The following is a 21,442-nucleotide window of genomic DNA, read 5'->3' as shown; positions in this document are numbered from 1 at the left end:
GTCCTTTCCAGTGTTCGACGGTACAAAGTCGTGGCAACACGGAAATAAATTGCTCGAACCGCGAGGTCTGACCCCAATTAAAAAACTATTTCAAAATTGTGGTCTGACCCCAGAGGAGTGTGTGATGACAGATGCTGAACTCTTGCAACAGTGTGATACGGTGATTCCCGGACACAAGGCGCGGGCGCCGGCGGCAATGTTTGCTGCGATGGCGGCGTGGTGCGACGCCAACCAGGTCGCGCATGACGTCTACGGCGACGGCGCCCTGATCCAGGCCTTCGAAGATGAGGTCGCCGCCATTCTCGGCTTCGAAGCGGCCGTTTTTTGCATCAGCGGGACGATGGCGCAGGTTACCGCGCTGCGGCTCGGCTGCGAGGACCGCGCCAGCCAACTGGTTGCGCTCCATCCTACCTCGCACATCATCGTCCACGAAAAATCGAACTATCAACTGTTCGCACACTTCCATGCGCTGCAGGTGGGCGAGCGTCACCGGCCATGGTCGCCCGATGATCTTGAAGCGATCCCGGACCGCCTGGGCGCCGTGGCCATCGAAGTGCCAATGCGCGAAATCGGCGGCCAGAATCCTTCATGGGAAGAGCTGTCGGCCATCAAGGCCCACTGCCGCCGCCGCAACGTCCACCTGCACATCGATGGCGCGCGCCTGTGGGAATGCGCCGCCGCCTACAATCGCCCCGTGGCCGACATCGCCGCGGGCGCCGATTCGTGCTACGTGTCGCTGTACAAGGGGATCGGTGGGCTTGGCGGCGCGATGCTGGCCGGCTCGCGCAGCTTTGTGGCGCGCGCGGCCGAGTCGTTCCGGCGCCAGGGCGGCAATGTCATCCATCGCTCGCCATATATCGTGGCCGCAGCCATGCAGTTCAATGCGCGCCTGGCCGCCATGCCCGCCCTGTTTCGCCGCACAGAGTGGCTTTACGCGCTGCTGCGCGACTATCCAGCGCTGCGCCCCAATCCTGCCCGCCCGCAGGCCAATATGCTGCACCTGCATCTGCCCGTCAGCCGCGACAAGGCGCTGGCGATCCGCAACCGCGTGGCGCAAGAGCACCGCATCTGGCTGTTCGGCCGCGCCGCGCACGGCGCCCTGCCTGACACCAGCGTCATCGAACTGTACGTGGGCGACAACCTCGCCAACTTGCTTGACGATCGGGTGCGCGAGGCGTTTGCGATCCTCGCCGCCGAAGTGTGCGCCTAAGTTACAATCACCTGAAATCCACCGAACCTACGCGATGCGCCAATACCTCGACCTGATGCGCCATGTGAAAGAACATGGCACCGTAAAAACCGACCGCACCGGCACCGGAACCCGTTCCGTTTTCGCCCACCAGATGCGCTTTAACCTGCGGGAAGGCTTTCCGCTGGTGACCACCAAGAAGCTGCACCTGAAATCCATCATCCATGAGTTGATCTGGTTCCTGAACGGCTCCACCAACATCGATTACCTCAAGCAGAACGGGGTGTCGATCTGGGATGACTGGGCCGACGCCGACGGCAACCTTGGCCCCATCTACGGCTACCAGTGGCGCAACTGGCCCACGCCCGACGGCGGTCACATCGACCAGATAGTGCAAGTATTGGACCAGATCAGGAACAATCCGGACTCGCGCCGCATGATCGTCTCGGCCTGGAACGTGGCCGACGTGCCGAACATGAAGCTGCCGCCTTGCCACGCGCTGTTCCAGTTCTACGTCGCCGACGGCAAGCTGTCGTGCCAACTGTACCAGCGCAGCGCCGACATCTTTTTGGGCGTGCCCTTCAATATCGCCTCCTACGCCCTGCTGACCCACATGATGGCGCAGCAGGCCGGCCTGGACGTGGGCGACTTTATCTGGACCGGCGGCGACTGCCACCTGTACGCAAACCACATGGAGCAGGTCGAGCTGCAGCTGTCGCGCGCGCCGATGGCGCTGCCCAAGCTGGTCATCAAGCGCAAACCTGATTCTCTGTTCGATTACCAGTTCGACGACTTCGCCTTTGAAGGCTATGCGCCGCAGGGGCTGATCCGCGCGCCGGTGGCCGTATGAGCGCCAAGCTCACCATCGTGGTCGCTATCGACGCAGAACGCGGGATCGGCGTTGACAACAAGCTGCCCTGGCACCTGCCCGAGGATCTGGCGCATTTCAAGCGTGTCACGTCCGGCCACCCGATCATCATGGGACGCAAGACGTTCGACTCGATCGGCCGCGCGCTGCCGAACCGGCGCAATATCGTCATCACGCGCAATGCCAACTGGCGCCACGAGGGCGTGGAAGCGGTGCCGTCACTGGGCGCTGCCGTCAAGCTGGTGGGCGAGGCGAGCGCTTTCATCATCGGCGGGGCCCAGATTTTCAGTGATGCGATCGCCCTGGCCGAGCGCATGATCGTGACCGAAATTGCCCATACCTTTTCCTGCGACACCTTCTTCCCCGCCATCGACCACAACGCGTGGGCGCAATCGGCGCGCGAGGCGTATCATTCGGACGCCAACGGTTATGCGTACGCGTTTGTTACCTATGAAAAGGTGGGGCGCCAGGCTTGAACCGGCGCCGCGCCAAGTGTGCGACGCCCGAGCCCGCTTGTGGCTATTCTTACAAAAGTTTTTTCACCGGATTGGCGCCTTTTCTGCGAAAATCCGCTTCTTATTTTTTACCGGTGCCGTGAGCGACGTCCCTGCCCTCACGGCGCTCTGCTTTGGAGCTGTCCATGAAATTTCGCTTCCCGATCGTCATCATCGATGAGGATTTCCGTTCCGAGAACACCTCCGGCCTTGGCATCCGCGCGCTGGCCGATGCGATGGAAAAAGAAGGCATGGAAGTACTCGGGCTGACTAGCTACGGCGACCTGTCGCAGTTTGCGCAGCAGCAGTCGCGCGCGTCCGCCTTTGTGCTGTCGATCGACGATGAAGAGTTCGGCGAAGGATCGGTCGCCGAGACCGATTCAGCCCTCATTTCGATCCGCGCGTTCATCAAGGAGATCCGCCACAAGAATGCGGACATCCCGATCTACATCTACGGCGAAACGCGCACCTCGCGCCATATCCCGAACGACATCCTGCGCGAGCTGCACGGCTTCATCCACATGTTCGAGGACACGCCCGAATTCGTCGCGCGCCACATCATCCGCGAAGCGAAGTCTTACCTCGACGGCCTGGCGCCGCCGTTTTTCCGCGCGCTCGTTAACTACGCCAACGACGGCTCGTACTCGTGGCACTGCCCCGGCCACTCCGGCGGCGTAGCCTTCCTCAAGTCGCCGATCGGCCAGATGTTCCACCAGTTCTTTGGTGAGAACATGCTGCGCGCGGACGTGTGCAACGCGGTCGAGGAACTCGGCCAACTGCTCGACCATACCGGCCCCGTGGCCAAGTCGGAGCGCAATGCGGCGCGCATCTTCAACGCCGACCACTGCTATTTCGTCACCAACGGCACCTCGACCTCCAACAAGATGGTGTGGCACTCGACGGTCGCTCCCGGCGACATCGTCGTCGTGGACCGCAACTGCCACAAGTCGATCCTGCACTCGATCATCATGTGCGGCGCCATTCCCGTGTTCCTGATGCCGACCCGGAACCACCTGGGCATCATCGGCCCGATCCCGCTCGAGGAATTTACGCCCGAGTCGATCGCCCGCAAGATCGAAGCCAATCCGTTCGCGCGCGAAGCGGTCAACAAGAAGCCGCGCATTCTGACCATCACCCAGTCGACCTACGACGGCGTGGTCTACAACGTCGAGACGCTGCGCGAAATGTTGGACGGCAAGATCGACACCCTGCACTTCGATGAAGCATGGCTGCCGCACGCGACCTTCCACGACTTCTACAAGAACATGCACGCAATCGGCAAGGACCGTCCGCGCGCCAAGGAATCGATGATTTTCTCGACTCAATCGACCCACAAGCTGCTCGCGGGCCTGTCGCAGGCCTCGCAGGTGCTGGTGCGCGAATCGGAAACCGTCAAGCTCGACCGCGATGCCTTCAACGAGGCGTATCTGATGCACACCTCGACCTCGCCCCAGTATTCGATCATCGCCTCGTGCGACGTGGCCGCGGCCATGATGGAAGCGCCAGGCGGCACGGCGCTGGTCGAAGAGTCGATTTTCGAGGCGCTGGACTTCCGGCGCGCGATGAAAAAAGTCGACGCTGAATTTGGCGACGAGTGGTGGTTCAAGGTCTGGGGCCCGGACACCTTCAGCGAAGAAGGCATCGGCACCCAGGACGACTGGATGATTCGCGCCGAAGACACCTGGCACGGCTTTGGCAACCTCGCTCCCGGGTTCAACATGCTCGACCCGATCAAGGCCACGGTGGTCACGCCCGGCCTGTCGCTTGACGGCGTGTTCGGCAAGACCGGCATTCCCGCCTCGATCGTCACCAAGTACCTGGCCGAACACGGCGTGATCATCGAAAAGTGCGGGCTGTATTCGTTCTTCATCATGTTTACGATCGGGATTACCAAGGGCCGCTGGAACACGCTGGTCACGGCGCTGCAGCAGTTCAAGGACGACTACGACAAGAACCAGCCGATGTGGCGCATCCTGCCCGAATTTGCGGCCGCCAACCCGCGCTACGAAGCGATGGGCCTGCGCGACCTGTGCCAGCAGATCCACGATTTCTACCAGGCCTACGACGTGGCGCGCCTGACGACCGAGATGTATTTGTCGGACATGATCCCTGCGATGAAACCATCGGACGCATTCGCCAAGATGGCGCATCGCGAAATCGAACGCGTTGCGCTCGAAGACCTGGAAGGACGCATCACGGCAATCCTGTTGACGCCTTATCCGCCGGGCATTCCACTGCTCATTCCCGGCGAGCGGTTCAACAAGACCATCGTCGATTACCTGCGCTTTGCGCGCGACTTCAACGAGCGCTTCCCGGGCTTCGAAACGGACGTGCACGGCCTGGTCAAGCGCGAAGTCGATGGCAAGCGAGGTTACTTCGTCGATTGCGTCATGCAGTAGGCGACAGTTAAAAATAAGGCCCGGCGCTTGCAGCGACCGGGCCTTTTTTATTGCGGAGAAACTTAGGCGCGGCGGCGCGAACCAATCAGGTCCGCAAGTGCCAGGCCGAACAGCAGCGGCATTGCCGGTTCGGGAACGTCTGCCGGGGCCGTGGTCACCGTGTTGGTGAACGAGAAGCTCAGGTCGTTGTAGTCGAACGGCCCGCCCAACAGGTCTTCGAAGCTGACCAGGGTTGTACCAGGCATCCAGTTCTCTTGAACGCGCGCATGGAAATTGTTGTCGAGGTTGCGCGTGGCAGCGCCAGTGAAGTAGTCGTTGCCCGTATTGTTCACATGCAGGCGGAACAGCAGTTCAGACCCGGTAGCGAAAGAGCCCAGGTTGAAAATACTGCCGATCGGCGAGGCATGATTGTTGAATATCAGGACATCGTTACCGGCAATGCCGTCATCGGTGTACAGGTACAGGTCGTTACTGAATGACGCCGTGTTGCCCTGGTAAGTGGCGACAATATCGCCGGTGTTACCGGCCAGTACGACCAGTCCTTCCGTTCCGGATGCGGCGATCGGGAACGCAAATGCCGCGACGGACATCGCCAGCACGGCTGCTGCCAGGAATTTTTGTAATAGTTTCATGCAGTTTTCCCATATAGCGTTTTGACTACGCCGCTCAAGTAAGCGGCTTGCCAGGGGAAAAGCACAAGTTGTGCCAGTGCAAGTACACTGGCGGGATAATGTCTATAAATCAATTACTTAACGACAATGGCATGATATGTTGCATCGGGCGCCTGTAAGGATCGCCGACATGCCAAGCGGGTACATGGCCCCGCCCCGCCTTCCTGATCAAGCCTTCGGCAAGGTGACGCCGCTCTGTCCCTGGTACTTGCCGCCGCGGTCCTTGTACGAGGTCTCGCACACTTCATCGCTCTCGAAGAACAGCACCTGCGCGCAGCCTTCGCCCGCATAAATCTTGGCCGGCAATGGCGTGGTGTTTGAAAACTCCAGCGTCACGTAGCCTTCCCACTCCGGCTCGAACGGCGTCACGTTGACGATGATGCCGCAGCGCGCGTAGGTCGACTTGCCCAGGCAAATGGTCAGCACATTGCGCGGAATCCTGAAGTACTCCATGGTCCGCGCCAGCGCGAACGAGTTCGGTGGAATGATGCAGACATCGCTTTTGACGTCCACGAACGAGTTCGGATCGAAATTCTTCGGGTCGACAATGGTGCTGTTGATATTCGTGAAAATCTTGAACTCGTCGGCGCAGCGGATGTCGTAGCCATAAGACGAGGTGCCATACGAGATGATCTTGCGCCCATCCACTTCGCGCACCTGTTGCGGTTCGAACGGTTCGATCATGCCGGTGGCGAGCGCCGTGCGGCGGATCCATTTATCGCTTTTGATAGTCATCGCGGAGGCTTCTTCCAGATTGGTGGGTTAATTTCACGCGATTTTACGCGAAAAGCGCCCGCCAGACTATTTAGCCTGCTTGAGCAGCCGCCCGATCATCTCGCGCGTCAGGCGCGCCGCCTTCTCTGGCGACTCCATCGGGAACAGGTGCCCGCCCTCGATCGGGCTGAAATGCTCGCCCACCAGCGCGCGCGTGGCGCCCAGCCCGGCCTGGCGTAATTCTTCGGAGGCGACGCCGGCCACAAAGCCAATCGGCACCGGAAACTGCCCGCCCATCAGCGTGCCCAGGTGGTGCGGCAGCGCGCGGTAAATCGCAGTTTCGACTTCGCGCCGAAAGCGCAGTTGCACCCCTTCCGGATGCGGCTCGAGGCCATGTTCAAGGTAGTCGGCGAGCACCCCGGGCGCCCAGGCGGCGAACATGGGTTTGCTGTTGAAGTGCGCATGCGCGGCCTGCGCGTCGGGCCACACGTTGCGCCGCTTTTTCGACGACTTGGCCGGCGAAAACCGGTCGGCCCAGCGCTGGCCCTTGGCAAAGCGCAGCAGCATGGCGCGCCAGCCGGCCACCACGGGCGAATCGAGCATCACCACGCAGCGCACCAGGTCGGGCCGCTGCTTGGCTGCCATCATGCTGAGCATGCCGCCCAGCGAATGGCCGACCAGGATCACCGGCTCGGGATACGTTTCAAGACTGGCGACCAGATGCTCGACCAGCTTGGGCCAGCCGTCCGTGACCGGATAGCGCGGATCATGGCCGTACATGTCGATCGAACGGATATCGAACTCGTCGCGCAGGTAATCGAAAAACTGGCGGTAGCTGCCGGCCGGGTAGCTGTTGCCGTGCGAAAAGTGGATCAGGGGTTTGCTCATCGCCAAATTGTAAGGGGATTCGCGCCCCGCCGATCATGGTTTAGAGGAAACGCACTAGAGGCGCGCGAACCAATCGCGCCGGCGCTGTTCTTACCCTCATTTGTAGGAGGAAGCGATGCCCACCCAAGCGCATTTGTACGCGCGTCCCGGGCCGGTCACGGCACTGGCGCCGACCGGGATGCAAACGCTGCCTGTCGGCGGCAAGCGCGACAGTTATTTGTACGTGCCGTCGCGCTATCACCCGCTGTATCCGATGCCGCTGGTGGTGTTGCTGCACGGCGCAGGCGGCCACGCGCAGGACGGCCTCGACATCTTGCGTTCGCAGGCGGACCAGGCCGGCATGATGCTCGTCGCGCCAGCCTCCGACGCCGGCACCTGGGACATCATTGCGGCGCGCACTTACGGCTCGGACATCGGGCCGATGACGGCGCGCGGCGAGCCGAAGATTTATATTTCGCACGGCACCGAGGACGAGGTACTCCCCGTCAATCCCTGTGCCCGCAGTATCGTCAAGCAACTGGAACGGCTGGAATTTGATGTGACGTACGAAGAATTTGACGGCGGGCATACGATACCGGCGGAGGTGGCACAGTCGGCGGTCGCATGGTTTACCGCTCCTGACAAGCCGTGAGTAAAGAAATCCTTCGATCATCCGCGCGCGCGAGTGGTGAAGAGCCTCTGTAGGGCGGAAAAGGGCAAGGCTCGCATTCCGCCATGCGTCTCGACGGCGCTGGTCGGAAAAGGCGGCCGCGCAGGCGCCATCGACCTTTCCCGACCGGCGCCAACTCTGTTGCAAGACTGGCAACCCAGCCCACCATCAGGCGCCGATGGTGTCATCCATGTTCGCCAGCGGCCGCGCAGCTTCGCGCAGTGCGGCCAGCGCGTCTGGCAGCGCCACCACCTGATACGGCGCCAGGCGCCCCACGCTGCGCGTAGGCACCAGCACATCCTTGGCAGCATCGCCGTCGGAGCTGATCCAGAGCGCCTCGAAGTTCAACGCCGGCACCCGGAACAGACGCAATTCGTACGTCTGGTCTTCCTTGGCCTGCCCGAGCGCGACCGCCAGGGCGCGCGCAAAGGCGTCCAGGTGGACCTTGGCGGCCGACATCTGCAGTAGGCGCGCCTCGTCATCCTCGCTGATATCGAAAAAGGCGCGCGGCACCTCGCCCGCCATCTCGTAGACGCGCAGGCCGACCGCCTCGGGCGCAACGGCGTCCCCGCGCAGCAAGGCGTCAAGCCCGACGGCATAGATGCGCTGCGCCAGACCCACGGAGGCGTCCTGGTCGTCGCTGGCGTCGCGCGGATTGACGTCCGCCAGGTCGCCCTTCAACTTGAGCAGCGGGCGCAGTTCCCAGATGCGGCGCAAGATCTTGTCCGCCGGAATCGGGAAGTCGAATGGCAATTTGAAGTAACTTTTCATAAAGTAAGTATGGGTCCAGCTGCCCGATCCCTGGTAACTGTTTGAAAATTCCGACACGGGAATGTGGCTCTTGCCGTAAATCGGATCGTCGATATCGAAGTATTCGTTCCCGGCAATCAGGCTGTAGCCGTAGATCACCATGAAGTGGCCGCCGCCGCCGCTCCAGCCAATGCGTGCGCCGACCGGTTTGCCGGCATCGATCTGCGCGCGCACCAGCTCGAAACTGGCCGGCCCCTGGATGCTGACAAAGTTGCGCGTGCGCGTCAACGCGCGGTCGAGATACCACGGCACGTTGCAGTCCGACGGCACCGGGCTGTGGCAGCAATCGGTGTGGCCCAGTTCCGCGTTGGCGATTTTACATTGGCTCCATGTGCTCCAGCGCCAGAAATAATGCGACACGCTGTTGGCCGTCGCCGCCCAGCACCAGTTCGACTGGGTCTGCAGCTGCATATTGAATGGTAACTGCTTGACGACAAAGAGCGTACCGAAGATGGTACTTTCTTGCAGCAAGGCGCTGTAGGGGCGGCGCGCCAGGTAAGCTAATTCGGACACATTCATGACAACTCCATAAGGTAAGAGGCGGGTAAGGGGCGCCACCGGCGGCGTCCACCGTAGGAGATTCTGGATTAAAAGGATGAGGCCGGTTTGTGGCAACGCACAGGTGGGGCGTTTCTCAACAGCAAGCCTTAATGCCCGTACCAGTAGCGCTGGTGTTCGCGCCGGTAGGCATGGGGAACGAAACCATCGCTCGAGCTGATCTGCACCGCGCCCGATTCATCGCTGCGCAAGCGCGCGATGCCACGTATCCGGTAGCGCGCGATCACCTCCGCTTTTGGATGGTGATAGCGGTTCCGATAACCCACCTGGAACAGGGCCAGCTGAGGATCGACGGCCTTTAAAAATGCCATCGTCGATGAGGTTCCGCTGCCATGATGCGGCGCCAGCAGCACCTGGGCGCGCAGCAAGCCTGGCATGCGCGCCACCAGTTGCGCTTCCTGCGCCGCTTCAATGTCCGCCGCCAGCAGCACAGCCTGCCCGCGCGCCGAGATGCGCAGCGTGCAACCGCGCGCGTTCGGCTTGAGGGCCGGCTCGTCGTAGCTGGCCAAGCTTGGCTGCAGCATTTCGAAGCGCACGCCCTCCCATACCCAGGCCTGCCCGCCAACGCAGCGCACGTGGCGCCGCGCTGCGTGCACCACCGGGTGGTCATACCACAGCGACGAGCTGACCCAGTCCACTTTGATTTCGCCGAGCACCGCCAGCGCGCCACCGGCATGATCGGCGTCGCTGTGGCTCACCACCATGGCGTCGAGCACGTCGATCCCGCGCGCCTTCAAGTACGGCAAAATCACGCGGTTGCCACCATTCGACTCGGCCGAGTACAGCGGCCCGGCGTCGTACAGCAGCCGATGCCCGCGCGTTTCCACCAGCAGCGCCATGCCCTGCCCGACATCGAACGCGGTGACGGTGAACTGGCCATCGTCGGGGTGCGACGGCTGCCCCGCCAGCAGCGGCAGCCAAGCGATGGCGCCGCTCCAGCGCAGCGGCCAGCCGCGCGGCGCCAGCATCCACAGGGTGCCGGCCATCGCAAAGCAAAACACCCATGCCGATGGCGCCGGCGCACTCCATACCGCCATCGGCATGGCACTCATGGCTTCCAGCGCTAAGGCCAGCGCTTCGACCGCGGCATGCGCCAGCGTGAGCAGCAATGTGGAGAGCGGCGCCGGCAGCATGGCGCCGGCCAGTGCCAGCGGCGTCACCACCAGACTGATGAGAGGGATGGCGATCGCGTTGGCGAATGGGCTGGCCAGCGAGAACTGCGAGAACAGCAGCATCGTTAGCGGCACCAGCCCCAGCGTGACCACATACTGGGTGTGCGCCCCCAGTTTGATGACGCTCCAAAAGCGGGTGGCCGGCCCTTCGGTGCGGCCGGTGGTGGCAAACAGGATCACCGCCACCGCGCCAAACGAGAGCCAGAATCCCGGCGCCCGCACGGCCCACGGATCGAGCAGGACCACCGCGCCGAGCGCCGCGCACAGCACGTGCGAAACATTGGCGAGGCGCCCGGACCAGAGCGCGACGGCCACCACGGCCAGCATGTACAGCGTGCGCTGGGCGGGAATGCCAAAGCCGGCCAGCAGCACGTAGAGGAGCGCGACGGCAGCACCAGTTAGCGCCGCCACCTTTTGCGCCGGCAGCAACAGCGGCAATTGGGCACGCGTAAAAAACGAGCGCCGCCACAAACTGGAGACGAGCAGCGCAAACAGGCCCGCCACCATGGTGATGTGCAGCCCAGAGATCGAGATCAAATGTCCAACGCCGGTGCGGTTGAACACCTTCCAGTCCGACTGGTCGATGGCGCGCTGGTCGCCCACCACCAGCGCGACGATCACGCCCGCGTATTGTTTGCCGGGCAGCGCGCGCAGGATGCGTTCGCGCAGCGTGGCGCGGCTGCGCTCGACCAGGTTGGACACGCTGGTCACGAAAGGGTCGATGCGCCGGTTTTGCGCGCCGGCCGGACGCACATAGCCGGTGGCGCGCACGCCCTGCTCGAGCAGCCACGCTTCATAGTCAAAGCCCTCGGGATTGGCGTTACCGTGCGGTCGCTGCAAGCGGACCGTCAGCTGCCAGCGTTCGCCCGGCTGCACGTCGCCCACCTGCTGCACGCTGTCGCGAAAACCCGTGTACCACGCCAGTGTGATGCGCGGCGGGACCTGAATGCGCGCGTCCTGCACGCGTTCGACGGCAAAGTTGAAACGCGTGCCCTGGTCGAAGTGGTACGGCAGGTTGTCGACGGTCCCGGTAATGACGATGTCGCGCCCTTCGTCCGCCGCCGACAATTGCGGGGCCAGCGCCAGCGTCGCCAGCAGCGCGGCCCAGCAATAGCCGAGCAGCACGCCTGCGGCGCCAGCGCCTGCCGCGTAACGCAGGCAGCCGCACAGGACTGCGGCGCAAGCGAGCCATGCGAGGGCTGCAGCGTCGGGCAAGCCAGGCGATGACTGAAGACAAGCTGCGCCGGTGGCAAAACCGAGAATCGCACAGCGCATGATAGGTCCCTGGCGGAGAAAGACACGAGTCTCGCCTTGTTGTCGAGGTTTGCTTTGTCTCAAATCTAGATCTCGGCAAATTCGGTGGGATATTAATTGTGGCTTGCCAAAATTTCACACACCGTCAGCCCCAACCAGAAAGTCACCAATGGACACTTTGCTAGCGCCGCCTGGTCTATCCGCAGCGCCGGCGGTCACGTGATCTTTGTGCAGCACGCTGACGAAGAGGCCATTCCAGGCTCCCATGGGTGGCAGATCATCCCCACCCTGGCCACGGAACGGCAAGGGTGCCGGTAACGGGCACGGATTCCAGACCACTGCCGACGCTTTTCCTAGCGCCCCGAGCAACTAACAGGTAACGCCCGCTCCTAATTCGAGACAACCGTCTTAAATTTGAGACAAAGCCGAGCAATAGAGCGCCACGCCCGCCATGCATCAAACAAGTCTCAAACTTGAGACGACCGCCACCTCGACAATTGCGCGGCGAACGATTTCTTGCTCGTGGCGACCCGTCATTTGAACCGCCCTCCCACATTGGCATGATCATTGCTCAGTAATCCGGAACGGTCAGCATCGGCCGATCATTCCAGGAGACTTTTGCATGCTACGCAACAAAACTGCCATCGTGACCGGTTCCACCAGCGGCATCGGCCTGGGCATTGCCCACGCACTGGCCGAGCAAGGCGCCAACATCGTCCTTAACGGCTTTGGCGACCCGCACGCCATCGAACTGCTGCGCGCCGGCATGGCCCGCGATCACGGCGTCGAGGTGCTGTTCTGCGACGCCGACATGTCGATCCCCAGGCAAGTGCGCGAACTGGTCGCTCTCGCCAGCGCGCGCATGGGCCGCGTCGACATCCTGGTCAACAATGCCGGAATCCAGCACACGGCCCCCGTCGAAGAATTCCCGGATGACAAATGGGACGCTATCCTCGCCATCAACCTGTCGTCCAATTTCCACGCCATCAAGGCCGCCCTGCCCCATATGCGCGCCCAGGGCGCGGGGCGGATCGTCAACATCGCCTCGGTGCACGGCCTGGTTGCCTCGACCATGAAAAGCGCCTATGTGGCAGCAAAGCATGGCGTGATCGGCCTGACGCGCGCCATTGCGCTGGAAACTGCCGGCTCCGGCATCACGTGCAATGCCGTGTGCCCGGGCTGGGTCTTGACACCGCTGGTGCAAAAACAGATCGATGACTTGGCCGCACGGCTGGATGTCGCCCCGGCGCAAGCCCAGGCGCAGTTGCTGTCGCAAAAGCAGCCATCCGGTCAGTTCGCCACGCCCGAACAAGTCGGCGCGCTGGTGGCCTTCCTGTGCTCCGCCCCAGCTGCCCAGATCAGCGGCGCGGCCATGACGGTGGACGGGGGATGGACCGCGCAATGATCGGGCACAGCGCAGGGCAAGGCAAGGTGGTCACGGCCGGCGAGGCCGTGCGGCTGATCCGCAGCGGCGACACGGTCGCCACCGGCGGCTTTGTCGGCATCGGTTTTGCCGAAGAGATCGCCATCGCGCTAGAACAATTGTTTTTAGACGGCGGCGGGCCGCGCGACCTGACGCTGGTGTACGCCGCCGGTCAAGGCGACGGCAAGGACAAGGGACTGAACCACCTGGCCCACCAGGGCTTGCTCAAGCGCGTGGTCGGCGGCCATTGGGGGCTCGTACCCAAACTGCAGCAGTTGGCGCTGTCCGGCGCCATCGAAGCCTACAATTTGCCGCAGGGCGTGATTTCGCACCTGTTTCGCGACATTGCCGCGCGCCGGCCCGGCCATGTCTCGACGGTCGGCCTGGGCACCTTTGTCGATCCCCGTTTTGGCGGCGGCAAGCTCAACGAACGCACCACCCAAGACCTGGTGCAATTAATCGACATGCCGATGAGCACCGAAGAATGCCTGTTCTACGAAGCTCTTCCGATCAACATCGGTATCTTGCGGGGCACCACGGCTGATACCGACGGCAATATCACGATGGAAAAAGAAGCGCTGACGCTGGAAGCGCTGGCCATTGCGATGGCGGTGCACAATTCGGGCGGCATCGTGATGGTGCAGGTCGAACGTATTGCCGAGCGCGGTTCGCTCAATGCGCGCCGGGTGGCCATACCCGGCATCCTGGTCGACTGCGTGGTGCTGGCGCGCCCGGAACATCATTGGCAGACTTTCGGCGAGCCCTACAGCGCAGCATTTAGCGCCGAGATTCGTGTGCCCGGCGCCTCCGCCCAGCCCATGCTCGCCGGTGCGCGCCGCATCATCGCGCGCCGCGCCGCGCTTGAACTCAAGCCCAACAGCGTGGTCAACCTCGGCATCGGCATGCCCGAAGGCGTGGCCGCCATTGCCAACGAAGAAAACGTGATCGACCTGGTGACGCTCACGGCCGAGCCGGGCGTAATCGGCGGCATTCCCGCCGGCGGCCTGAACTTTGGTGCGGCCATCAATGCCGACGCCATCATCGACCAGCCGTCGCAGTTCGATTTCTACGATGGCGGCGGCCTGGACGTGGCCTTCCTGGGGCTGGCGCAGGCTGACCGCCACGGCAACCTGAACGTGAGCAAGTTCGGCAGCAAACTGGCCGGTGCGGGCGGCTTTATCAATATCAGCCAGAACGCAAAAAAGGTTGTGTTCATGGGAACGTTTTTCGCCGGTAATGATGTGCGCAAGTTTGTTGATGAGGTGGAACACTGCACCTTCAGCGGACCGTTTGCCGTGCGCCGCAAGCAGCCGGTGCTGTACGTGACGGAGCGCTGCGTATTCCAGTTATGCGAGGAAGGTCTGGAACTGATCGAAGTGGCGCCGGGCGTGGACGTGGCGCGCGATATCCTGGCCCATATGGACTTCGCGCCGCGCATCAATGGCACGGTCGCGCTGATGGATGCACGCATCTTCGAGGACGACAAAATGGGCTTGCGCGACAGGATGCTCAGCCTGCCACTGGCCAGCCGCTTCGCTTACGATGAGCGGCACAATACGCTATTCATCAATTTCGAAGGCTACAGCGTTCGGAACCTGGCCGACGTCAACGCCATCGGCTTCCAGGTGGAACGCCTGGCCCTGCCGGGCGGACGGCGCGTGCAGGCGATCGTGAACTACGACAATTTCTCGATCGCGCCCGACGTGCTCGACGCCTACACCGACATGGTCAAGGAGTTGATCGCCCGCTACTACGCGGGTGTGACGCGCTACACGACCAGCAGCTTTCTGCGCGCCAAGCTGGGAAAAGCGCTGGCCGAACGCAGTGTGGCGCCGCATATCTACGAAAGCGCGGCCGAGGCGCATGCCTACCTGCAAAGCCTGGCCGGAAAGAACGCCCATTCGGCCTGAGGCCAAGGACGTGATTAAACCGGCCTGATCCGCTGTACACTTGCATCATTTGCAAGTATCCTACAAGCTGATCGCCAAAGGGCCGGTGCACGATGTTGACACACATGACGCAAGCTTTCCTGCAGGATTCGCATGCCATCCACAAGCATGCGATGGCCTCTCTGTTCGCCCAGCTCGACAGCTTGTGCGAGGGGGCGATCACGGTCGACCGCAAGGGCCGGATCGCCTGGATCAACGACAAGTATTTGGCCATGCTGGGCGTTGCCAGCGCCCACGATGCGCTGGGCCAGGATGTGGAAACCCTCATCCCCAACAGCCTGATGCGCGAAGTGATGCGCCTGAACCAGCCCATACTGCTCGACATCATGACCATTGGCGCCCAGCCGATGGTCGTCACGCGCATGCCGCTGCACGACGCCCAGGGCGACGTCATCGGCGCGGTCGGCTTTGTGCTGTACGAAAAAATGAATTACCTCAAACCCCTGCTGACCAAGTTCGCCGCGCTGCAAGCCGAGCTGGCGCAGGCCAAGCGCGGGCTGGCCGAAACGCGCCGCCCCAAGCACACGCTCGACAGCTTTGTCGGCGAGAGCCCGGCCAGCGTTGAAGTCAAGCGCCTGGCGCGCCGCGCCGCCCAGCAGGAGGCCAGCGTGCTGCTGCTGGGCGAAACCGGTACCGGCAAGGAAATCATCGCCAGCGCGATTCATGCCGCGTCGCCGCGCTCGGGCGGGCCGTTTATTGGCATCAACATGGCAGCGGTGCCGGAAGCCTTGCTGGAAGCGGAGTTTTTCGGTGTGGCGCCTGGCGCCTACACGGGCGCCGACAAGCGAGCGCGCGAAGGAAAATTCAGGCTGGCCGACGGCGGTACTTTGTTTCTTGACGAAATTGGCGATTTGCCGCTGCCGATGCAAGGCAAGCTGCTGCGCGTGCTGCAGGAGCAGGAATTCGAACTGCTCGGCTCGAACAGCGTCGTCAAAGTGGACGTGCGCGTGATCGCCGCCACCAGCGTCGATCTCGATTATTTAATGCGTGAAGGTCGTTTCCGTTCAGATCTTTACTATCGCTTGAATGTCCTGCAGATCAAGTTGCCACCGCTGCGCGAGCGCTTGTCAGATCTGGCGCTGCTGTCCCAAGCGCTGCTGAAAGAAATTTCGCGCCGCACCGGCACGGCGCCGCGCCGCATCGGTCCGGGCGCAATGCCCATCCTCAGCGCCTACCGCTGGCCGGGCAATGTGCGCGAACTGGCCAACGTGCTCGAGCGTGGCTGCATCCTGAGCGACAACCTCGAACTGGACGCGGTCGACTTTGCGTTTTTGGGGCCGGCCGCGGCGAGCGTTGCCGTCAATTACGCCGAGGCACTCGCAGCGTTCGACCGCAACATCATCGCGCTGGCCCTGCAATACAACGGCGGCCACGTACCGGCGGCGGCGCGCCAGCTGGGCATGTCGCGCGCCACGCTGTACAAGCGCATCGCAGCATTGGCTCTGGCGGGGCGCAAACACGCATAGCACGCATAGCGTACATTTTTCAGCCGACGATAGCGCTCAAGCGGGGCAATGCCGAGAGCGCGTTTGCCTTCATCGCCGCCTGCACATCGCCTGGCGCCATCGCGCGCAGTTCGGCCAGGGCCGCGCCAATCGCCGGCAACTGCTCCGGACTGTTGCGCGCCGGATGAACCCAGGCCGGCGCAATGTCGGGCGCATCGGTCTCGAGCACAAGGGCGTCGAGCGGCAGCGTGGTGGCCAACCGGCGGATCTGCAGCGCGCGGGTAAACGTCATCGCGCCGCCAAAGCCAAGCTTGAAGCCCAGGTCAATATACATCTGCGCCTGCTGGAAGCTGCCGTTAAATGCATGCGCGATTCCGCCAGCCGGGCGAATTTGCCGCACGTGCTTGAGCACCTGGTCTTGCGAACGCCGCACGTGCATCAGCACCGGCAAGGCATAGTCGCGCGCCATGCGCAGCTGTTCGCGGAAAAAATGGTCCTGCTTCTCGCGCATGGCCGCCTCGCACAGCATCGGGATGAAAAAATCGAGCCCGATTTCGCCGATCGCCACAAAGCGCGGATCGATGAGCGCCGCCTCGACGGCAGTGCGCAGCGCCAGCAGATCTTCTTCGCGCGCCTGGGGCACGCAGATCGGGTGAATTCCCAGCGCATAGCTGACGTTGGGCGCACTGGCCGCCAGTTGCGCGACAACGCCAAAATTACCCCGCTCAACTGCTGGAATCACGATCATGCCCACCCCGGCCGCGCCGGCGCGCTGGGCCACGGCCAGCGACTCGGCGCCGAATTCATGGGCGTCAAGGTGGCAGTGGGTGTCGATCCACATGGTCAGTGCGCCGCGCTCTGCAGCCCGGTGTCGGTCAGGCGCAGCACCCGGTCGCAGCGCTGCGCCAGCTCGATATCGTGGGTGACGATCACGAAGGCGGTGCCCAGGGTGCTCGAGAGGTCGAGCATCAGGTCAAAAATTTGCTGCGCCGTCGCGTGATCGAGGTTGCCGGTTGGTTCGTCCGCCAGCACGCAGCCGGGCTGTGTGACGAGCGCGCGCGCCAGTGCCACGCGCTGGCGCTCGCCGCCCGACAGCTCGCCCGGGACGTGAATAGCGCGCTTGGACAGTCCTACCCGTTCCAGGATCGCTTCGGCCTTCTTGACGGCCGTCGCGCGCTTTTCACGCCGGATCAACAGCGGCATGGCCACGTTGTCGAGCGCGGAAAACTCCGGCAGCAAGTGGTGGAACTGGTACACGAAGCCAAGCGACGTATTGCGCAGGTCGCCTCGCGCCGTCTCCGACAAGGTGGCAAAGTCGGCGCCCTGCAGCGTGACGCTGCCGGTGGTCGGCGTATCGAGCCCGCCCAGTAAATGGAGCAACGTCGACTTGCCCGAACCCGACGCGCCGACGATGGCCACGTGCTCGCCGCGGTAGACGTCGAAGTCGACATTATCGAGCACCTTGACCTGGTAGTCGCCCTGCACATAGGTCTTGCCCAAACCACGGCACGAGAGCACGGCTGGCAGCTTGGCGTCATTCATAGCGCAGCGCCTCCGCCGGTTTGACGCGCGAGGCGGCAAAGCTGGGGTACAGCGTGGCGATGAAGGCCAGGCCAACTGACACTGCGGCGATCAGGCATACATCGGGCCAGCGCACGTCGGACGGCAAGGCGCTGATGAAATAGATCTCCTTGGAGATGAACTGCATGCCCAGCACGCGCTCGATAAACGGGATGATGACGTCGACATTGAGCGCGATGAGCACGCCCGCGCCCACGCCTGCGGCAGTGCCGATGATGCCCACCAGCGCCCCCTGGATCATGAAGATCTTCATGATCGAACGCGGGGATGAGCCGAGCGTGCGCAAGATGGCGATGTCGGCCTGCTTGTCCGTCACCGTCATGGCCAGCGTGGCCACCAGGTTGAAGGCCGCCACCGCGATAATCAGCACCAAAATAATAAACATCATCTTCTTTTGACTCTGGACGGCGGCAAACCAGGTCGGGTTGTGCTTGGACCAGTCGCGCAGCAGCAAGCTGCCCGGCATGGTCCTGGCCAGCTCCTGGGTGACCTGCGGCGCCTGGTGCAGGTCGGCCAGGCGCAGGCGCACGCCGGCCGGCGCCAGCAGGTTGGCGATGACCTGCGCATCGGCCATGTGCACGAAAGCCAGGCCCGAGTCGAACTCGAAATGGCCAACCTCGAAGATACCCACGAGCGTAAAGTTGACCATGCGCGGCGAGCTGGCGGCCGCTGACGCATCGCCCGGCGCCACGGCCAGCGTGACCTTGTCGCCTACCTTGAGCGCGAGCGCCTTGGCAAGCTCGCTGCCCAGGATGATGTTGAATTCTCCCGCGCGCAAGGCGTCAAAGCTGCCCTGCCCCTTGACCATGCTGTTCGGGACGTCCGACACTTTGCTCTCTTCGGCGGGCAGCACGCCGCGCAGCACGGCCGGCTTCATGACGCCGTCGTACATCAGCATGCCCTGGGTTTCGGCGAACGGAGCAGCCCCGATCACGGCCGAGTTCTGGTATGCCGCCTTGATTGCGCCTTGCCAGTCGGGCATGGCGCCGCGCTCGTCGTAGATTTCAATGTGCGCCACCACGGCCAGCATGCGGTCGGTAACTTCCTTCTGAAAGCCGTTCATCACCGACAGCACCACGATCAGCGCGGCCACGCCAAGCGCAATGCCCGACACCGAAATGAGCGAGATGAATGAAATGAAGCTATTGCGCGCACTGCGCTTGCCGGCGCGCGTGTAACGGATGCCCACGGCCCATTCGTAGGGCAGTTTGTCGATAATGCTCATGGCGTCGCGCCTTGCAAAACGGTCATCCGTTCAGCCGGATGCAGCCCGTGTTCGGTCAGGCGCAGCACGCGGTCGCAGCGCCCGGCCAGTTCAATGTCGTGGGTGACGATGACGAAGGCGGTGCCCAGGGTGCTCGACAAATCGAGCATCAGCGCAAAGATCTGCTGCGCGGTCGCGTGATCGAGGTTGCCGGTCGGTTCATCGGCCAGCACGCAGGCCGGTTGCGTGACGAGGGCGCGCGCCAGTGCCACGCGCTGGCGTTCGCCGCCGGACAGTTCGCCCGGCACGTGAATGGCGCGCTTGGACAGGCCCACGCGCGCCAGGATGGCTTCGGCCTTGGCCAGCGCCGTTGCACGTTTTTCGCGCCGGATCAGGAGCGGCATGGCCACATTGTCGAGCGCCGAAAATTCGGGCAGCAGGTGGTGGAACTGGTAGACGAAGCCGAGCGAGGCATTGCGCAAGTCGCCGCGCGCGGTTTCCGACAGCGTGGCAAAGTCCTTGCCATGCAAGGTGACCGAGCCGGTGCTGGGCGTATCGAGCCCGCCGAGCAGATGCAGCAAAGTCGACTTGCCCGAACCGGACGCGCCGACAATGGCCACATGCTCGGCGCGCTGCACGCTAAAGTCGATATTACTCAGTACCTTGACCTGGTAGTCGCCTTGCGTATACGTCTTGCCCAGGCCGCGGCAGGCCAGCACAACGTCGGAAACCGGCTTACTTGAAACAGGCTTATTCATAGCGCAGCGCCTCCGCGGGCTTGACGCGCGAGGCGGCAAAGCTTGGATAGATGGTAGCCAAAAAGGCCATCAGCACGGACATGCCGCCGATGCCATACACGTCGGGCCAGTGCAGGTCCGACGGCAAGGCGCTCACTTGGTAAATATCGCTCGACAAAACCTGCGCTCCAAAAAGGTGTTCAAAAAACGGGACGATCACGCCGATATTGAGCGCCACCACCACGCCCATGCCGACGCCGGCCAGCGTGCCCAGAATGCCCACGACCGCGCCCTGGATCATGAATATTTTCATGATGGAGTGCGGCGACGCGCCCAGCGTGCGCAAAATGGCGATGTCGGCCTGCTTGTCCGTCACCGTCATCACCAGGATCGACACCAGGTTGAAGGCGGCTACGGTGATGATCAGCGCCATGGCGATCAGCATCATCTTCTTTTCGATCTGCACGGCGGCAAACCAGGTCTTGTTCTGCTTGGACCAGTCGCGCACTTCCAGGTGGCCGGGAAGGCTCGCTTCGAGCTGCCTGGCGACTTCAATCCCCTGGTGCATGTCGGCGATGCGCAGGCGAATACCGGACGGCGCGGCCAGACGTTCCATTTTCTGTGCGTCCGCCATGTGCACGAAGGCCATGCCGTTATCAAATTCAAAGTGGCCCGCCTCGAACACGCCCACCAGCGTAAAAGAACGCATGCGCGGCACCATGCCGGCCGGCGTGACCTGGGCCTGGGCCAGCGCCATGGTGACCTTGTCGCCGATATTCAGACCAAGCGAACGGGCCAGCGCGTAGCCCATCACAATATTGAACTGGCCGGGGCGCAGCGCGTCCAGGCTACCTTGCACGACCGTCTTGGCGACGTCGGACACCTTGGGTTCTTCCGACGGCAGCACGCCGCGAATCACGGCCGGGCGCATCGAGCCGTCCTTGAGCAGCATGCCCTGGGTCTGGACGTAGGGCGCCGCGCCCTTGACGGCCGGGTTCTGGAACGCTTGCGTCATCACCTCCTGCCAGTTGCTCATCTCGCCCTGGGGCCCGAGCACTTCGATATGCGCCAGCACCGAGAGCATGCGGTTGGTGACATCCTTGCGAAAGCCGTTCATGACCGACATGACGATGATCAGCGCGGCCACGCCGAGAGCGATGCCGGCGACCGACAGGAAGGAAATGAAGGAAATGAAGCTGTTGCGGCCGCTGCGCTTGCCGGCGCGCGTGTAGCGCAGGCCGACCAGCCATTCGTACGGCATCTTGTGGGTGATACTCATGAGTCCCGGCAGTGTATTTTAAGTAAGTGCGAAGTGTGCCATACAAAGCCGCTGCATGACAGTCTTGCCACCATTGAATCACGCGCCGCTAGGCTGACAGTTACAAAAAAACCTTGAACCTGCCGGCAGCCGGCAACTCAAAGCATGAAGCCCGTACG

At 62.8% G+C, this 21,442-nt stretch carries 18 protein-coding genes; 8 read left to right on the top strand and 10 right to left on the bottom strand.

What is annotated here, in order from left to right; translation table 11 throughout:
• Positions 1-124: 124 nt before the first annotated feature.
• From ACP7D4_RS20150 to ACP7D4_RS20135, 4 genes are all read left to right on the top strand, one after another.
• Entirely contained in the window at positions 125-1,210 is a 1,086-nt protein-coding gene (locus tag ACP7D4_RS20150) for a threonine aldolase family protein (protein ID WP_426106256.1), read from the top strand.
• A gap of 34 nt (positions 1,211-1,244) precedes the next feature.
• Positions 1,245-2,039: a thymidylate synthase gene (locus ACP7D4_RS20145; protein ID WP_426106254.1), complete on the top strand. Its 795-nt coding sequence runs from the start codon at positions 1,245-1,247 to the stop codon at positions 2,037-2,039.
• Positions 2,036-2,533, top strand: coding sequence for a dihydrofolate reductase (locus tag ACP7D4_RS20140; protein ID WP_426210939.1), 498 nt, complete (start codon positions 2,036-2,038; stop codon positions 2,531-2,533). The genes ACP7D4_RS20145 and ACP7D4_RS20140 overlap by 4 nt, the downstream gene beginning before the upstream one ends.
• 164 nt (positions 2,534-2,697) lie before the next feature.
• Positions 2,698-4,950 carry an Orn/Lys/Arg decarboxylase N-terminal domain-containing protein gene (locus tag ACP7D4_RS20135; protein WP_426210938.1) on the top strand — a complete coding sequence of 751 codons (2,253 nt, stop codon included), beginning with the start codon at positions 2,698-2,700 and terminating at the stop codon, positions 4,948-4,950.
• 62 nt (positions 4,951-5,012) lie between these two features.
• Here ACP7D4_RS20135 and ACP7D4_RS20130 read toward each other — a convergent pair whose 3' ends face one another.
• From ACP7D4_RS20130 to ACP7D4_RS20120, 3 genes are all read right to left on the bottom strand, one after another.
• Positions 5,013-5,582 (bottom strand): PEP-CTERM sorting domain-containing protein, encoded by a 570-nt coding sequence (locus tag ACP7D4_RS20130; protein WP_426210936.1) that lies wholly within the window; start codon positions 5,580-5,582, stop codon positions 5,013-5,015.
• A 207-nt stretch (positions 5,583-5,789) separates the two neighbouring features.
• Complete coding sequence (gene dcd / locus ACP7D4_RS20125; protein ID WP_426106250.1) at positions 5,790-6,356, bottom strand: dCTP deaminase; 567 nt, start codon at positions 6,354-6,356, stop codon at positions 5,790-5,792.
• A 66-nt stretch (positions 6,357-6,422) separates the two neighbouring features.
• Positions 6,423-7,223 (bottom strand): alpha/beta fold hydrolase, encoded by an 801-nt coding sequence (locus ACP7D4_RS20120; RefSeq protein ID WP_426106249.1) that lies wholly within the window; start codon positions 7,221-7,223, stop codon positions 6,423-6,425.
• 115 nt (positions 7,224-7,338) lie between these two features.
• Between ACP7D4_RS20120 and ACP7D4_RS20115 the strand changes: the two genes are divergently transcribed.
• Positions 7,339-7,854, top strand: a complete 516-nt coding sequence (locus ACP7D4_RS20115; protein WP_426106247.1) for an alpha/beta hydrolase — start codon at positions 7,339-7,341, stop codon at positions 7,852-7,854.
• 186 nt (positions 7,855-8,040) lie between these two features.
• On the opposite strand, the gene ACP7D4_RS20110 is transcribed toward ACP7D4_RS20115, so the two are convergent.
• Together ACP7D4_RS20110 and ACP7D4_RS20105 are read right to left on the bottom strand one after the other, a co-directional pair.
• Positions 8,041-9,201, bottom strand: coding sequence for a papain-like cysteine protease family protein (locus tag ACP7D4_RS20110; RefSeq protein ID WP_426106246.1), 1,161 nt, complete (start codon positions 9,199-9,201; stop codon positions 8,041-8,043).
• Positions 9,202-9,329: 128 nt separating this feature from the next.
• Positions 9,330-11,687, bottom strand: a complete 2,358-nt coding sequence (locus ACP7D4_RS20105) for a DNA internalization-related competence protein ComEC/Rec2 (protein WP_426210934.1) — start codon at positions 11,685-11,687, stop codon at positions 9,330-9,332.
• Positions 11,688-12,288: 601 nt separating this feature from the next.
• Here ACP7D4_RS20105 and ACP7D4_RS20100 point away from each other — a divergent pair.
• The 3 genes from ACP7D4_RS20100 (at position 12,289) to ACP7D4_RS20090 (ending at position 16,504) form a co-directional block, all read left to right on the top strand.
• Positions 12,289-13,071, top strand: a complete 783-nt coding sequence (locus ACP7D4_RS20100) for a 3-hydroxybutyrate dehydrogenase (RefSeq protein ID WP_426106244.1) — start codon at positions 12,289-12,291, stop codon at positions 13,069-13,071.
• Complete coding sequence (locus ACP7D4_RS20095) at positions 13,056-14,999, top strand: acyl CoA:acetate/3-ketoacid CoA transferase (RefSeq protein WP_426210932.1); 1,944 nt, start codon at positions 13,056-13,058, stop codon at positions 14,997-14,999. The genes ACP7D4_RS20100 and ACP7D4_RS20095 overlap by 16 nt, the downstream gene beginning before the upstream one ends.
• A gap of 104 nt (positions 15,000-15,103) precedes the next feature.
• The gene (locus ACP7D4_RS20090; protein WP_426210930.1) at positions 15,104-16,504 is read left to right on the top strand and encodes a sigma-54 interaction domain-containing protein; all 1,401 of its coding nucleotides are present in this window, start codon (positions 15,104-15,106) and stop codon (positions 16,502-16,504) included.
• A 19-nt stretch (positions 16,505-16,523) separates the two neighbouring features.
• Here ACP7D4_RS20090 and ACP7D4_RS20085 read toward each other — a convergent pair whose 3' ends face one another.
• Genes ACP7D4_RS20085 through ACP7D4_RS20065 form a run of 5 tightly spaced genes read right to left on the bottom strand, consistent with a single transcriptional unit; the run spans position 16,524 to position 21,284 of the window.
• Positions 16,524-17,324 carry a TatD family hydrolase gene (locus tag ACP7D4_RS20085; protein WP_426210928.1) on the bottom strand — a complete coding sequence of 267 codons (801 nt, stop codon included), beginning with the start codon at positions 17,322-17,324 and terminating at the stop codon, positions 16,524-16,526.
• A gap of 2 nt (positions 17,325-17,326) precedes the next feature.
• Positions 17,327-18,025: a lipoprotein-releasing ABC transporter ATP-binding protein LolD gene (gene lolD, locus ACP7D4_RS20080; RefSeq protein ID WP_426106239.1), complete on the bottom strand. Its 699-nt coding sequence runs from the start codon at positions 18,023-18,025 to the stop codon at positions 17,327-17,329.
• On the bottom strand, positions 18,018-19,289 hold the full coding sequence (locus ACP7D4_RS20075) for a lipoprotein-releasing ABC transporter permease subunit (protein WP_426210926.1): 1,272 nt from the start codon (positions 19,287-19,289) through the stop codon (positions 18,018-18,020). The genes lolD (ACP7D4_RS20080) and ACP7D4_RS20075 overlap by 8 nt, the downstream gene beginning before the upstream one ends.
• A complete protein-coding gene (gene lolD / locus ACP7D4_RS20070; protein ID WP_426210924.1) occupies positions 19,286-20,026 on the bottom strand; it encodes a lipoprotein-releasing ABC transporter ATP-binding protein LolD in 741 nt (246 codons plus the stop codon). Before lolD (ACP7D4_RS20070) ends, ACP7D4_RS20075 begins: the two co-directional genes overlap by 4 nt.
• Positions 20,019-21,284 (bottom strand): lipoprotein-releasing ABC transporter permease subunit, encoded by a 1,266-nt coding sequence (locus ACP7D4_RS20065; RefSeq protein WP_426106233.1) that lies wholly within the window; start codon positions 21,282-21,284, stop codon positions 20,019-20,021. Before ACP7D4_RS20065 ends, lolD (ACP7D4_RS20070) begins: the two co-directional genes overlap by 8 nt.
• Positions 21,285-21,442 lie beyond the last annotated feature (158 nt).

The organism is Massilia sp. TWP1-3-3, from assembly GCF_049897805.1.
GTDB lineage: Bacteria > Pseudomonadota > Gammaproteobacteria > Burkholderiales > Burkholderiaceae_D > Telluria_A.
Note: the sequence above shows the minus strand (reverse complement) of the source record. Positions and strands in the feature narration are given on the sequence as shown.

What these genes read in the sequence shown, in the direction of transcription:
- ACP7D4_RS20145 (WP_426106254.1), top strand. Translation starts at nt 1,245, where the DNA reads ATGCGCCAATACCTCGACCTGATGCGCCATGTGAAAGAACATGGCACC.
- ACP7D4_RS20110 (WP_426106246.1), bottom strand. Translation starts at nt 9,201, where the DNA reads ATGAATGTGTCCGAATTAGCTTACCTGGCGCGCCGCCCCTACAGCGCC.
- lolD (WP_426210924.1), bottom strand. Translation starts at nt 20,026, where the DNA reads ATGAATAAGCCTGTTTCAAGTAAGCCGGTTTCCGACGTTGTGCTGGCC.
- ACP7D4_RS20100 (WP_426106244.1), top strand. Translation starts at nt 12,289, where the DNA reads ATGCTACGCAACAAAACTGCCATCGTGACCGGTTCCACCAGCGGCATC.
- ACP7D4_RS20135 (WP_426210938.1), top strand. Translation starts at nt 2,698, where the DNA reads ATGAAATTTCGCTTCCCGATCGTCATCATCGATGAGGATTTCCGTTCC.
- lolD (WP_426106239.1), bottom strand. Translation starts at nt 18,025, where the DNA reads ATGAATGACGCCAAGCTGCCAGCCGTGCTCTCGTGCCGTGGTTTGGGC.
- ACP7D4_RS20120 (WP_426106249.1), bottom strand. Translation starts at nt 7,223, where the DNA reads ATGAGCAAACCCCTGATCCACTTTTCGCACGGCAACAGCTACCCGGCC.
- ACP7D4_RS20090 (WP_426210930.1), top strand. Translation starts at nt 15,104, where the DNA reads ATGACGCAAGCTTTCCTGCAGGATTCGCATGCCATCCACAAGCATGCG.
- dcd (WP_426106250.1), bottom strand. Translation starts at nt 6,356, where the DNA reads ATGACTATCAAAAGCGATAAATGGATCCGCCGCACGGCGCTCGCCACC.
- ACP7D4_RS20075 (WP_426210926.1), bottom strand. Translation starts at nt 19,289, where the DNA reads ATGAGCATTATCGACAAACTGCCCTACGAATGGGCCGTGGGCATCCGT.
- ACP7D4_RS20085 (WP_426210928.1), bottom strand. Translation starts at nt 17,324, where the DNA reads ATGTGGATCGACACCCACTGCCACCTTGACGCCCATGAATTCGGCGCC.
- ACP7D4_RS20105 (WP_426210934.1), bottom strand. Translation starts at nt 11,687, where the DNA reads ATGCGCTGTGCGATTCTCGGTTTTGCCACCGGCGCAGCTTGTCTTCAG.
- ACP7D4_RS20150 (WP_426106256.1), top strand. Translation starts at nt 125, where the DNA reads ATGACAGATGCTGAACTCTTGCAACAGTGTGATACGGTGATTCCCGGA.
- ACP7D4_RS20095 (WP_426210932.1), top strand. Translation starts at nt 13,056, where the DNA reads ATGGACCGCGCAATGATCGGGCACAGCGCAGGGCAAGGCAAGGTGGTC.
- ACP7D4_RS20130 (WP_426210936.1), bottom strand. Translation starts at nt 5,582, where the DNA reads ATGAAACTATTACAAAAATTCCTGGCAGCAGCCGTGCTGGCGATGTCC.
- ACP7D4_RS20140 (WP_426210939.1), top strand. Translation starts at nt 2,036, where the DNA reads ATGAGCGCCAAGCTCACCATCGTGGTCGCTATCGACGCAGAACGCGGG.
- ACP7D4_RS20115 (WP_426106247.1), top strand. Translation starts at nt 7,339, where the DNA reads ATGCCCACCCAAGCGCATTTGTACGCGCGTCCCGGGCCGGTCACGGCA.
- ACP7D4_RS20065 (WP_426106233.1), bottom strand. Translation starts at nt 21,284, where the DNA reads ATGAGTATCACCCACAAGATGCCGTACGAATGGCTGGTCGGCCTGCGC.